The following is a 13,659-nucleotide window of genomic DNA, read 5'->3' as shown; positions in this document are numbered from 1 at the left end:
TGCAATCTAATTTTGATTTCATGTAATATTTTAAGTTCACATATACATTTGGGTTGATTACTTATCAGCACTATAATTCTTGTTTTATTATAGATTCTATTTGGGAGATAGCGTCATCTATCTTTTCCGGCTTTTTACCTCCAGCCTGAGCCATATCTGGTCTGCCACCGCCCCCACCACCTGTTATGTTAGCAAGTTTTTTTATTATGTTTGAACAATTTATTCCTTGATTTACTGCAGATTTATCAGCCATTGCTACCCAGCTGACCCGTTCCCCATTTTGTGCAGCTAATACTACCAAACAGTTTTCCATCTTTGAACGTATATTATCTGCAAAATTTCTCATTGAATTTATATCCATACTGCCTACTTTTCGGGCGACTACCTTTATGCCTTTTATTTGATTTGCACTATTTATCAATTCATCGCTCCGGTCTCTTACGAATTTCCCTTTTAACTTTTCCACCTCTTTTTCCAGATTTTTTGTTGTTTCAATAAGTGCATCGATACGTTTCTCAACATCATTGACATTGACTTTTAATTTATCTGATATTCTGACCAATGTTTTTTCTCTTGATTTCATATAATCCAGTGCATATTTCCCCGTAACAGCTTCTATCCTTCTGATTCCGGAGGCTACACCTGTTTCAGATATTATTTTAAACAAACCTGCTTGACTAGTATTAGAAAGATGTGTACCGCCACACAACTCAATACTATAATCTTCAATATTTACAACTCTGACTTTATCGCCATATTTTTGATCAAATAATGCAATTGCACCCATTTTGACAGCATCATCATATGACATTTGTAGAGTATTTACTTTTAAACTCCCAAATATAGCGTCATTTACTATTGCTTCTACACTATCAATCTGCTCTTTGTTCAAAGGTTCAAAATGTGTAAAGTCAAATCGTAGTTTCTCTGGTGAAACTAGAGAACCGGACTGTTCAACATGAGCCCCAAGCACATCCCTTAATGCCCTGTGTAATAAATGTGTAGATGTGTGATTTCTTGCCGTATTTAACCTATTGTCAAAGTCAATGGAAGCAACTACTTTTTGATCCACATGTATATGCCCACTCTTTATCCTTCCATAATGGACTATAATATTTTCATCTACCCTTTTAACGTCTTTAATATTGACTATATTGCCATTGCATTCCAATATTCCTATATCAGCTAATTGTCCTCCGGCTTCTGGATAAAAAGGAGTTTTATCTAGTATTAAACCTACATCTTCATCTATATCGGCAGATTTAACCAACCCATCCTTCTTTATTATATACAAAATTTGTGATTCAATTTTATCATGTTCGTATCCTACAAACTTCGACTTTACAGTTTTATCTATTTTTGTAAATATTCTCTCCTCTTTATTTATATACTCTGTTTTTTCCCTAGCAGCCCTTGCCATCCGTTTCTGATTAGCCATCATAGATTCAAAAGCTTTTTCATCTACCTGCATATTATTTTCTTGCAGAATTTCTTTTGTAAGATCTAGAGGAAAACCATATGTATCATATAACTTAAATGCTTGCTCCCCTGGCAATATGTCGGCTGATTTTTGTTCCAGCTCTTTTATAAAACTATTTAATATATGTATACCCTGGTCAATGGTAGTCTGAAATCTTTCTTCTTCCTGCCTTATTACCTTCTCTATAAAATTCTTCCTCTGGTCCAACTCAGGGTATGCATCACTATAATCATGGATTATCACATCTGATAATTGACTTAAAAACAGCTCGTCTATTCCTAACAACTTTCCATGTCTTGCCGCTCTTCTGATAATTCTTCTTAGAACATAACCCCTACCTTCATTTGACGGCAGTATGCCATCAGAAATCATAAAAACCGCACCTCTGATGTGATCAGCTACCACTCTTATAGACTTATCCGTATGCTCATTATGTCCATACTCGTGTCCGGTTATCTTACATACCCTATTAATTATATCCCTGGTGGAATCGATATCAAAAATTGAATCCACATCTTGAAGTATAACCGCCATTCTTTCTAGCCCCATACCCGTATCTATGTTAGGATTTTTTAATTTATTATAATTACCATTTTCATCTTTATCAAATTGGGTAAACACTAAATTCCAAAATTCTACAAAACGGTCACAATCACAACCTACTGTACAATCGGGCTTACCACAACCATATTTTTCTCCCCGATCAAAATGTAGTTCAGAACACGGCCCACATGGACCTTGTCCAATCTCCCAAAAATTATCCTCTTTTCCCAATCTAACTATCCTTTTCTTCGGAATGCCTATCTTATTATGCCAAATATCAAAGGCTTCATCATCATTCTGATAAATACTTATCCATATCCTATCTTCAGGCATTTCCAGCCATTCAGTAACAAATTCCCATGCCCATGTTATAGCTTCCTCTTTAAAGTAATCTCCAAATGAAAAATTCCCCAACATTTCGAAAAATGTAGCATGACGTGCTGTAATACCTACCCGCTCAATATCGGGTGTTCTAACACACTTTTGACATGTAGCTATTCTTTTACTAGGTGGCTTTTTTTGTCCGGTGAAATATGGTTTCAAAGGAGCCATACCAGCATTCACCAATAATAAACTTTTATCATTTTCAGGTATCAAAGAAAAACTGGGTAAAATCAAATGATCCTTTTGCTTGAAAAAATCTAAAAATGCTTTTCTTATTTCATTTACACTTAACCTCTTCATCTATGTATCCTCCCAATATCTGATGCATCATAAAAAACAAAAAGACTCGGCCCTGCCGGGGCTTAAGTCTTTTTACAGCTTTTTGTTATTTTTATTATTACTAAAACCCTTTAAAAAAACACAAGCGGGCAATACTGCTCAATAAACGATTCGATATATAATTATAATAGGATTATAATAAACAATGCATTATTTGTCAATTAAAATCATACTAACGCCTTATACAAATGATTGAATATCACCCTTAATGTAGCTACAATAGGAACGGCAATAAGCATACCTAATATTCCAAAAAATTTTCCTGCTATAAGCAATGAGATAATAACTACAATAGGATGTAGCTCCATGCTATCCCCGATTATTTTAGGAGTTATTATTCCGCTTTCTACCTGCTGGATAATTATAAAAACTATGATTACTGAAAAAATTTTAGAAGGAGACTCTAACGCTGCTAAAAGTATAGCGGGAATCGCACCTATCACTGGACCAAAATAAGGGATAACATCAAACATACCTGCGAGTGTACCTAAAAGTAGTGCATACCTTATATTAAGTAGGTACAATCCAACAGTACTCATCAATGCAATAATCAACGCAATGATGAATTGCCCTCTTACGAATTTAGCCAAAACAATATTGATATCCTTTAGTATCCCTATTATAGTTTTTTTATATTTCAAAGGCAATATTTCCACTGTTTTATTTTTAAAATAATTCATATCCTTCAAAAAGTAAAATGATAAAACCGGTATTATTATTATATCCAACATCTGAGAAAAAAGGTTTAAAATAGTTTTATTGAAACTTTTAAAATACCTAAATATAATATTGCCAATCATCTGGATATTAGTGTTTATTACATCTTTTAGCATCATCGGCATATGAGAGCTATCAAGATAATTTTGGAAATTATCAACAACTCTTTTATATCTTTCTATGTATTCCGGAACAACAACAAAAAGTTCAGATAAGTCCTCATAGAATTTAGGAACTATAAATATTACCATCAATACTAAAATTATAATAAATGCTGAAAATAAAATAATTACAGAAATAGTTCTGCTTTTCACATACTTATCAATAAAGCACACCAAAGGATTTAGTATATAAGATATAATACCTGCAATAAAAACAGGTAAAAATATAAATTTAAGATACTTGCCAACTATATATATAGTAAATGCGAGTATAAAATAAAGTAAAACACGTAAAATAGTTTTTTTGGCATTTTCGTCCATAAGCATGCTTACACCACTTATTGAATATATATCCATAAATATATTCTCAAATTTAGCGCACCACCTATAAATGAAGTAGACATTTTTTGTCTACTTCATCATACCGCCTATAAAATCTCCGGTCTTTTCTATAATTTTTTTGCCATTTCCCATTATATCTTCCTTAGAACTTTCATTCATTCTGCTATATACAACAACTCCCATAATAGCTCCTAAAATACCTCCCGCTATCATACCTGTTGTGAATTTTCCTTTCATTAAGTTCACTTCCTTTCGCTGGTATTTAACAACCTTTTAATTCCTCCTGTTTGACTGGTTAAATCATTTTTATCTGATACTATGATGACATCTTCTCCGAACATGATCTGACAATCTACAGATAATGTGGACATACCATTATATATATCATCAAAAAAATTCGAAGAAATTTTATATGCCTCAACATTATAATCTTGTTCATTGATCAGTACATCATGAACAATTCCTAGTTCTTCACCTTTATCTGTTATTACTTTTAATCCTAACACTTTATTATTTGTAAATACAGATTTATCCATATCGATAATTAAATTATCTATGCTTTTTATGAGTATTATATTATTTCCTATTGAAATAATGTCTTCCCCATCTATAAAAAATGTTTTTTTAAACATATCCCTATTTTCTATAAACAATCCGCTGATTTTAGTCTCACCTACTAAAAACACCACATCTTTTACAATTCCGACAACCTTTCCTGTTTGTCTGCATATAACAGAAGAACCTATTAAATCACTGCCTTTAATATTATTCCTTCCTTTCATTTATTTTATTACGAATTTATACAAATATAATAACAAAACCTGTTTGCAAAGAATATATTCTAATTTATTTTTTCTCAAAAAAAAAGAATAATTCATAGAATATATTCTTCTTTTTACCATTCAATGCTTTCTCCAAAAACAAGCTGTTCTATTTCGTGTTTTTTATTTCTCATCATAAGATCAACGCCAGACTTTTCAGGTTTTTTGGAACGAAATAATACATTGTAAATCTCTTGTGTAATTGGCATTTCAACACAGTACATCTTTGAAAGTTTGTAGGCTGCTTCTGTAGTCTTTACTCCTTCCACCACCATCCCAATTTCCTCAATCATCTGTTTTAAACTCTTTCCTTGTGCTATTTTAATTCCAGCCCTTCTATTTCTGCTGTGCATGCTGTTACATGTAACGATCAGGTCTCCAATACCAGATAAACCGGAAAAGGTTCTGGTGTGAGCACCCATTAAACTACCTAGTCTAGCAATTTCAGCGATACCCCTGGTTATCAATGCAGCTCTCGTGTTGTCACCATATCCTAGACCGTCACACATACCTGCACCTATCGCTACTATATTCTTCAAAGAACCGCCTAATTCAACACCTACAATATCAGGGTTGGTATAAACTCTGAAATTTGAACACATAAAAATATCTTGTATGCATTCAGCGATAGCTTTATCTGCTGACGAGACTACCACAGCAGTTGGGATATCTTTGGCAACCTCTTCTGCATGACTAGGTCCAGATATTATAGCTAATTTAGAGTTTGGTATTTCTTGATTAATAACTTCTGACATTCTCATTAATGTGTCAGTTTCTATACCCTTCGCCAGGTTTACAATTATTTTATCCTGAGTCACATACTTTTTAATCTGTTTGCAGATAGATCTTATTACATGGGAAGGAACAGCTAAAACTATTATTTCACTATCCAAAGTACTACTATCAAGCCGATTTGAAACTATTATATTTTTAGGTAAAACAACACCAGGCAAATATCTATGATTTTCATGATTCAGTTTAATATATTCATATACTTCAGTCTCATATACCCATAATTTAATATCATAACCCTTTTTCGCCAACATCAACGAAACTGCAGTTCCCCAGCTTCCTGCACCAACTACAGTTATAGTATTAACCATTTTATCTCCCTCTCATAATCAATATATTTTTTTTTCGCCAATTTTTGGTTCAGTACCTGATATCAACCTATTTATATTTGATCTATGTTTTATAATAATCATAAGTCCTACGATAAAAGCAAATATTATTGACAGATTATCCTTTTTAAGCAGCAAAGCAATAACCGGGTAAGACGCAGCTGAAACAATAGAACCTAATGAAACATATTTAGTGATCAGCATTATTAAAAGCCCTATACATACCACTATCAATGTTATAAATGGATCTATTATAATAAGACAGCCTAAAGAAGTTGCTACACCTTTTCCACCTCTAAATCCGAAAAAAACAGGCCAATTATGACCGATAATAGAAAAAGTACTGCATATTATAGCGCCTAGAGGTCCTGCAAACATACCTCCTATATACGCAGCAATCATACCTTTAACAATATCAGCACAAAGAGTTATAAAACCAGGTAAAAAACCCATCACCCTAGTAACGTTGGTTGCTCCTGCGTTTCCACTTCCATATTGTCGTATATCTACTTTTTTAAACATCTTGCCTACTATATATGCGTTGGATATGCTCCCCACCAGATAGCCAACAATCGATAAAAAAATAAAATTCATTTTACCCCACCTTATCATCTATCTTTTTTCTTTTCTCTGATCAGAATTCTAATGGGAGTACCTTCAAACCCGAAGCTATTTCTTATCTGATTTTCGATATACCGCATATATGAAAAATGCATAAGATCTTTACTGTTTACAAATAACGCAAAAGTAGGAGGTCTAATTGATACTTGCGTCGAATAGAAAATTTTTAACTTTTTACCTTTATCAGAAGGAGGTTCTGCTAAAGCAACTGCTTCGCTAATTATTTCATTTAACACCCCAGTAGAAACTCTTAGGCTGTTCTGTTTAAAAACAAAATCGACATTTTCTAAAATCCTACCTGTCCTTTTTCCTGTTTTGGCTGATATAAATAGCACAGGGGCATAATAAACAAAAGATAACGTATTATATACTCTCTCTTTATAATTATAAACTGTTTTGTCATCTTTTTCTATCAAATCCCATTTGTTTATTATTATTATTATAGCTTTGCCTTGTTCGTGTGCATAACCAATTATTTTGGCATCTTGCTCTGTTGGGCCCTCAACAGCATCTATAACCAATAAAACTACATCTGCTCTTCTTATAGATCTAAAAGATCTTACCACACTATACCTTTCTAAATCTTCTAAAACTCTGCTTTTTCTTCTGATCCCAGCTGTATCTATAAATATATATTTTCTATCATCTGTTTCAAATCTTGTATCAATAGCATCCCTTGTAGTTCCCGGCATATCAGTTACAATCAGTCTTTCTTCACCTAATATATGGTTTATCAAAGATGATTTTCCTGCATTGGGTTTGCCAACAACAGCAATTTTTATGCAATCCTGATCTATGCTACTATCTAATTCTCTTGGTATGTCCTTTATAATCTCATCTAACAGATCTCCTATACCTAACCCATGGGCAGCAGATATAGCTATAGGTTCCCCTAATCCTAGGTTGTAAAATTCATAAATAGAACTAACCATCTCAATATTATCGACTTTATTACAAACTAATATTACAGGTTTTTTTGTCTTTCGCAGCATTAATGCAATTTCTTGATCCAAAGAGGTGACACCGGATTTCCCATCCACTATGAATAGTATAACATCTGCTTCATGTATAGCAATTTCTGCTTGTCTCTTGATATTAGATACTATTTCATCTTGTTTGATAAAATCCAATCCCCCCGTATCTATTAACATAAAATAATTATTTAGCCATTCTATTTCTGTATATACCCTGTCCCTAGTTATTCCAGGTTGATCATCAACAATTGAAATATTTTCTCCAGCAAGTCTATTAAACAGAGTGGATTTCCCTACATTCGGTCTTCCTACTATGGCTACGTGAGCTAATGACATATAAATCACTCCTTGTCTGTGATGCCGGTGCCAATAATACTTTCTAAAAATTTCATTCCATCTACCGGGATCGCCGTTACATTGGAATTCAAACTTTCAGAGATATAATCTATATCCAGATCATCTAAAAACCTACCATCATCATTCAACATTGTTTCAGGTATTAAAATATTACCATGGATATTGTTTTTTTGCAGCTGGTTTAACAAATCCCTGCCTGTTATTAAACCTGCTACATTTACTGTATCTCCAAAAAACTCATTTTTTATTGAGATTACATTGATATTCAAATAACTCTCTATATCTTTTATCAAATGTTTAATAAAATCCACTGCTGCTTCTGAAGTTACTATATTTATCTTTCTATCAGAGTCTACATTATTAAAAGTACTATTATATTTTTTAACAGCTAATTCAAATTGTCTCTTGAACCTTGCCAGCATTCCAACGCCATTCTCTAGCTGTATAAAATCTTCATAGTGTTCATACCCAGGCACTTTTTTATGAGCCATTATATAAAATTCGTCTGATAAAAAAACTAAAGAAGTACCAAATTCCCCCCTGAAACGGGATTGCCATTCTTCCACTTGTTCTATAGTCTGTTCCGATTCTGATTTAGTGAATGCTCTCAGTTCAGTCAAATTTTCTCTATACTTAGTGAGCCCTACAGGAACCACTGCAATGGAACGCAACTGAGGGTAGAACCCCGCTAAATCAAAAATTGTTTTATCAAGGCTTTTTCTATCATTTATTCCCGCACAAAGGACAATCTGTGTATTGAACTGAATTCCTGCATCACTGATCTTTTTCAACATAGAGTTTATATTTCTCGCATTCTTATTTCTCAATATACGACTCCTTAAATCCTGGTCTGTAGAATGGACTGAAATATATAAAGGACTAATCCTCATATTTAATATTCTATCCAATTGTCGAGAATCCATATTAGTTAAAGTAATGTAATTTCCTAATAAAAACGAAAGTCTCCAATCGTCATCTTTGACATAAAGAGTATTTCTTAAACCCTTTGGTAGTTGATCCACAAAACAAAAAATGCACTTATTCCTGCATTGTATTGTGTCATCCATGAGTTCATTGCAAAATTTCAGACCAAGATCTTGGTCTATTTCCTTATTTATATTCAAAGTTTTACACTTTTTTGTCGCTTTTTTTATTACTTCTAAAGAAATATACTCATCATACATTTGGTATTGATAATCGATAACATCTATTACGGGACGCCCATTAATGCTCTTCAACACATCCCCTTTTTCTATCCCTGTGTGTTCAGCAACGCTCCCTTTTACTACTTCATTTATCACTTGATAATTTCTTTTGTTCATGTCACATACAGCTCCTATTTATTGCTGGTGTTACTACCTATTACTAATTTGTTTGTTCTACTAGTTATTATTATCTAAAAATTTTATTTAGTCAACTACCATTCGACAAGTTTTTTAAAGGCAAATATCATTAACAATCCATTTATCTCCTATATGGGTTTCAATAATGGTTTTCCATCGAACTTTCTTGATATACATCCTTATCATTGTTTTAAAAGTAAAAAAAGCGATTCTACTATCTGAATCGCTTTTTAATCAAGATAATCCTTAAGTTTTTTACTTCTACTCGGATGCCTCAACTTTCTCAGCGCTTTCGCTTCAATCTGCCTTATTCTTTCTCTAGTGACGTTAAATTCTTTTCCTACTTCCTCTAATGTCCTTGCTCTGCCATCATCCAGCCCGAATCTCAATCTTAAAACTTTCTCCTCACGTTCAGATAGAGTATCTAATACATCTATCAATTGTTCCTTGAGCAACGTGAAGGCTGCAGCTTCAGCCGGGGCTGGAGCATCATCATCAGGAATAAAATCACCCAGATGACTGTCTTCCTCTTCACCAATAGGCGTCTCTAATGATACAGGCTCTTGTGCTATTTTCTTTATTTCACGCACTTTTTCCACCGGCAAATCCATTTCAACGGCTATCTCTTCAGGTGTAGGCTCTCTTCCATATTCCTGCAATAATTGTCTTTGTACTCTTATTAATTTATTGATAGTCTCTACCATATGAACAGGAATTCTGATAGTCCTAGCTTGATCTGCTATAGCACGGGTTATAGCTTGTCTTATCCACCAAGTTGCATATGTGCTAAATTTATATCCTTTCCTATAATCAAATTTTTCAACCGCTTTTATCAAACCAAGATTGCCTTCCTGTATTAAATCCAGAAATAGCATACCTCTTCCTACATAGCGTTTAGCAATGCTCACCACTAATCTTAAATTTGCTTCTGCTAGTTTCCTTTTTGCATATTCTTCCCCATTCTCCATTCTTTTAGCTAGCTCTACCTCTTCTTCGGGTGTTAATAAGGGTACTTTCCCAATCTCTTTTAAATACATACGAACAGGATCATCTATATTTACACCTTCAGGTACATTTAATTCAATATTGTCATCTTCCTCTTTCCTATCTTCATATTCCTGTTCACTTTCCATCTTTATATCCATAGATTCTAATGTCTCATATATCTTTTCTATCTGTTCAGGTTCTAACTCAATATCCTCGAGTGCATCCATTATTTCATCATAAGTTAGACTACCTTTGCTTTTACCAAGCTCTATCAATTTTTTTATGCTCTTTTTATATAGTTCTTTATTATTCAATACTTTTCCCTCCTTCCAAGCGACGGCAATCTATTTGATGTTGTTTTAATGTCATAAGTCGATTTAACAAGATTTCTATTTTATCAACATCTCCTTTTTGTTTTTCCAAAAGCCTGATTTGTTCCTGAATTTTTCTTATTTCATTATTTGTATCATATTCTATTACCCTTTTTATACAGTCATCGATAAATTTTATTTTATCTGTAAATTGTGTTGTATCCATTTCAATAATCGATGTAATAAAATCGCTTGAAACATTATCAGCTAAGTCTGATATCATAACAGAAGGCACCACTTTTTCATTAGACCTATATCGCTTATAAATATATTCGGCAATAATCCGGTTATTTTCATCCGAAAACTGTTCATAATCTAATATGTTGGACACATATCGGAATGAATCCATGTCTTCAATTATGGCTTTTAAAATACCTTTTTCTGCCAGTAAATTAGCTGATACAAATACATCTTTTTGGTTTCCATTCTTATTATACCTATTATTGCCAATTATATTCTTTTTATTGCTTCTATTAATATAATCATATATAGCTGTAGACGATATTCCTGTCTGCTGTTGGATTTTTTTAATATATGCGTCTTTTTTAATTGAACTTTTGATATTATTTATCAAATTTGCCGCATCTGCAGCATATTCACTTCTACCCTGAACAGTATCCAGGTTGTACCTTGATTGAATTACAGAAAGTTTGTAATCAATCAAAGGCAAAGCAGTGTTTATAAGGTCATAAAATTTTTTGTGTCCCATCTTTTTTATATAATCATCTGGGTCCATGCCTTTAGGAAAATTTATAACGCTCACATTACATCCTGCTTCATCTAAAACATCCATTCCTCTCAAAGTAGCTTTTTGTCCTGCAACATCACCATCATAGGCAATGATTATGTTATTAGAGTATCTTTTTATTAGATTAGCCTGTCCTTGTGTTAAAGAAGTTCCTAAAGATGCAACTACATTCTTAATCCCTTCTTGATATAAAGAAATTACGTCCATGTAACCTTCTACGATAATTATATAACCATTCTCCAATTTGCTTTTAGCATTATTGATATTAAATAACATAGATCCTTTATCAAAAACTAGTGTTTCAGGAGTATTTAAATATTTTGGCAATGAATGGTCCAACACTCTTCCGCCGAATCCTATTATTTTACCTATATGATCAAAAATTGGGATAATTATCCTGCCCCTAAAACGATCATAGCACCCTTTACGGTTCTTACGGGGCACTGCCAATCCTGATTTTACTACATACTTCTGCTTAAAGCCTTTTTTAATTAAAAAATCCGTTAAATCCTGCCACTCTTTTATTGCATAACCAATTTTAAAAATTTCTATTGTATCTTTTGTAATGCCTCTTCTTGTAAGATAATCTATCGCTTCTTTACCATGAAAAGAAAAAAGGTTTTTATTAAAATATTCTGCTGCAGTTTTGTTGATTTCATATAATATTTTTCTTTCATTCACGATACCTTTCTGCACATCATCAGATACCGCATTATATAAATTAACACCTGCCTTTTCTGCAAGCAGGGAAACTGCTTCAACAAAATCAAGCTTTTCGATATTCATTATAAAATTTATTACATTTCCTCCAACACCACATCCAAAACAATGATAAATCTGTTTGTCTGGAGAAACAGAAAAAGATGGAGTTTTTTCATCATGAAATGGACATAAGGCAATATAATTTGCACCGCTTCTTTTTAGAGATAAATACTCCGAAACAATTTGCACTATGTCAGTCCTACTTACGATTTCCTCTATAAGATTTTTAGGTATAAAACTGCTCATAAAAAAAACCCCAATATATTATAGTATATATGTTCGCCAAACCAAGTACTTTTCCTTCTTTTTTTATATAGAAGTGAAATAAATCCTAACAATTTGACTTAATTCGACACGAACATATCATTCTCCTTCTTTTGATTTAAAAATTTAATATTTATTCCAAGGTGAAGGTATAAATAAGTCGTTGTACTTATTAATTGCAAATCGATCAGTCATTCCAGCTATATAATCACAGACAACTTGCTCCTTCCCCCACTTAGGAATAATCTTTATCATTTCATCAGGTAGTAAATCTATATTATTAAGAAAATAATAAAATAATTGCTTTAACATATATTGAGTTTTCTCCTCTTCCACTTTTGCTGCTGAGTCGACATAAACCTTTTTAAACATGAATTCTCTCAATATGCTGGTGGCAACTTCTACTTGATTGCTCATCCTTATATAAGGTTTATTATAGCTCGCTTGTATAACATCTTTTATCATTGTATCTATTCTTTTACTATGGGTATTTCCAAATATATCTACACAATAATCGGGAAGATCAGCCTCATCTATAATATTTCCTCTTATGGCATCATCTATATCGTGATTGATATAAGCTATTCTATCGGATATACTCACTATCTTACCTTCTAGGGTTGAAGGATTACCATCCTTTCTGTGATTCAATATCCCGTCTCGTACCTCCCAAGTTAAGTTTAATCCTTCGCCTTTTTCTAAAAAATCTACTACCCTTAGACTTTGACAATTATGTTTAAAGCCAGATTCACATAATTCATCTAAAATCTCCTCACCGGAATGGCCAAAAGGGGTATGCCCCAAATCATGCCCCAAGGCTATTGCTTCTGTTAAGTCTTCATTTAATCTCAATGCTCGAGCTATTGTTCTAGCTATCTGTGAAACTTCCAAAGTATGGGTTAAACGTGTCCTATAATGATCTCCTTCAGGAGCGATAAAAACCTGAGTTTTATGTTTTAATCTTCTGAAAGCCTTTGAATGCAATATTCTGTCCCTATCCCTCTGATATTCGGTCCTTACATCACATTTTTTTTCTTCTCTTTTTCTTCCTTTAGTATTACAACTTAAAACGGCATATTCTGATAGTACTTCTTTTTCAACTTGTTCTATCATCTCTCTGATTAACATGTAATCACCGCCGTAATCTTTGAATATTATATATATTGTTTTGCAAGTCTATCCCTTTTAATGCCTATTTATATAATATACAACAGCAACAATATATATCCTCCTTAAATTTTATAGTTTTTCTATTTTGATAGAATATTTTAAAAACACTCGTAGGCTCTATGTCTTCAGATTATTCATTAAAATATTGCTTTTA

Annotated in this window: 11 protein-coding genes; all 11 read right to left on the bottom strand. The window is 32.8% G+C overall.

Annotation, left to right across the window (positions count from 1 at the left end):
* Positions 1 to 70: 70 nt before the first annotated feature.
* The 11 genes from alaS to PHP06_05075 all read right to left on the bottom strand — a co-directional run bounded on the left by alaS (position 71) and on the right by PHP06_05075 (position 13,463).
* The gene (gene alaS / locus PHP06_05125; GenBank protein MDD3839939.1) at positions 71 to 2,707 is read right to left on the bottom strand and encodes an alanine--tRNA ligase; all 2,637 of its coding nucleotides are present in this window, start codon (positions 2,705 to 2,707) and stop codon (positions 71 to 73) included.
* Between the two features lie 206 nt (positions 2,708 to 2,913).
* The gene (locus PHP06_05120; GenBank protein MDD3839938.1) at positions 2,914 to 3,981 is read right to left on the bottom strand and encodes an AI-2E family transporter; all 1,068 of its coding nucleotides are present in this window, start codon (positions 3,979 to 3,981) and stop codon (positions 2,914 to 2,916) included.
* A gap of 54 nt (positions 3,982 to 4,035) precedes the next feature.
* The gene (locus PHP06_05115) at positions 4,036 to 4,203 is read right to left on the bottom strand and encodes a hypothetical protein (GenBank protein MDD3839937.1); all 168 of its coding nucleotides are present in this window, start codon (positions 4,201 to 4,203) and stop codon (positions 4,036 to 4,038) included.
* 5 nt (positions 4,204 to 4,208) lie between these two features.
* Positions 4,209 to 4,748, bottom strand: coding sequence for a PRC-barrel domain-containing protein (locus tag PHP06_05110; GenBank protein MDD3839936.1), 540 nt, complete (start codon positions 4,746 to 4,748; stop codon positions 4,209 to 4,211).
* A gap of 113 nt (positions 4,749 to 4,861) precedes the next feature.
* A complete protein-coding gene (locus PHP06_05105; GenBank protein MDD3839935.1) occupies positions 4,862 to 5,890 on the bottom strand; it encodes an NAD(P)H-dependent glycerol-3-phosphate dehydrogenase in 1,029 nt (342 codons plus the stop codon).
* An 18-nt stretch (positions 5,891 to 5,908) separates the two neighbouring features.
* Positions 5,909 to 6,502: a glycerol-3-phosphate 1-O-acyltransferase PlsY gene (gene plsY, locus PHP06_05100; protein ID MDD3839934.1), complete on the bottom strand. Its 594-nt coding sequence runs from the start codon at positions 6,500 to 6,502 to the stop codon at positions 5,909 to 5,911.
* Between the two features lie 14 nt (positions 6,503 to 6,516).
* On the bottom strand, positions 6,517 to 7,839 hold the full coding sequence (gene der, locus PHP06_05095) for a ribosome biogenesis GTPase Der (GenBank protein ID MDD3839933.1): 1,323 nt from the start codon (positions 7,837 to 7,839) through the stop codon (positions 6,517 to 6,519).
* 5 nt (positions 7,840 to 7,844) lie between these two features.
* On the bottom strand, positions 7,845 to 9,182 hold the full coding sequence (locus PHP06_05090; GenBank protein ID MDD3839932.1) for a DUF512 domain-containing protein: 1,338 nt from the start codon (positions 9,180 to 9,182) through the stop codon (positions 7,845 to 7,847).
* 251 nt (positions 9,183 to 9,433) lie between these two features.
* Positions 9,434 to 10,504, bottom strand: a complete 1,071-nt coding sequence (gene rpoD, locus PHP06_05085) for an RNA polymerase sigma factor RpoD (protein MDD3839931.1) — start codon at positions 10,502 to 10,504, stop codon at positions 9,434 to 9,436.
* Positions 10,497 to 12,317: a DNA primase gene (gene dnaG / locus PHP06_05080; protein ID MDD3839930.1), complete on the bottom strand. Its 1,821-nt coding sequence runs from the start codon at positions 12,315 to 12,317 to the stop codon at positions 10,497 to 10,499. The genes rpoD and dnaG overlap by 8 nt, the downstream gene beginning before the upstream one ends.
* Positions 12,318 to 12,461: 144 nt before the next feature.
* The gene (locus tag PHP06_05075) at positions 12,462 to 13,463 is read right to left on the bottom strand and encodes a deoxyguanosinetriphosphate triphosphohydrolase (GenBank protein ID MDD3839929.1); all 1,002 of its coding nucleotides are present in this window, start codon (positions 13,461 to 13,463) and stop codon (positions 12,462 to 12,464) included.
* Positions 13,464 to 13,659: the final 196 nt, after the last annotated feature.

It is taken from the genome of Clostridia bacterium (genome assembly GCA_028698525.1).
GTDB lineage: Bacteria > Bacillota > Clostridia > JAQVDB01 > JAQVDB01 > JAQVDB01.
This window is presented reverse-complemented; position numbering and strand designations above follow the sequence as displayed.

What these genes read in the sequence shown, in the direction of transcription:
- plsY (MDD3839934.1), bottom strand. Translation starts at nt 6,502, where the DNA reads ATGAATTTTATTTTTTTATCGATTGTTGGCTATCTGGTGGGGAGCATA.
- PHP06_05090 (MDD3839932.1), bottom strand. Translation starts at nt 9,182, where the DNA reads ATGAACAAAAGAAATTATCAAGTGATAAATGAAGTAGTAAAAGGGAGC.
- der (MDD3839933.1), bottom strand. Translation starts at nt 7,839, where the DNA reads ATGTCATTAGCTCACGTAGCCATAGTAGGAAGACCGAATGTAGGGAAA.
- alaS (MDD3839939.1), bottom strand. Translation starts at nt 2,707, where the DNA reads ATGAAGAGGTTAAGTGTAAATGAAATAAGAAAAGCATTTTTAGATTTT.
- PHP06_05075 (MDD3839929.1), bottom strand. Translation starts at nt 13,463, where the DNA reads ATGTTAATCAGAGAGATGATAGAACAAGTTGAAAAAGAAGTACTATCA.
- dnaG (MDD3839930.1), bottom strand. Translation starts at nt 12,317, where the DNA reads ATGAGCAGTTTTATACCTAAAAATCTTATAGAGGAAATCGTAAGTAGG.
- PHP06_05120 (MDD3839938.1), bottom strand. Translation starts at nt 3,981, where the DNA reads ATGGATATATATTCAATAAGTGGTGTAAGCATGCTTATGGACGAAAAT.
- PHP06_05115 (MDD3839937.1), bottom strand. Translation starts at nt 4,203, where the DNA reads ATGAAAGGAAAATTCACAACAGGTATGATAGCGGGAGGTATTTTAGGA.
- PHP06_05110 (MDD3839936.1), bottom strand. Translation starts at nt 4,748, where the DNA reads ATGAAAGGAAGGAATAATATTAAAGGCAGTGATTTAATAGGTTCTTCT.
- PHP06_05105 (MDD3839935.1), bottom strand. Translation starts at nt 5,890, where the DNA reads ATGGTTAATACTATAACTGTAGTTGGTGCAGGAAGCTGGGGAACTGCA.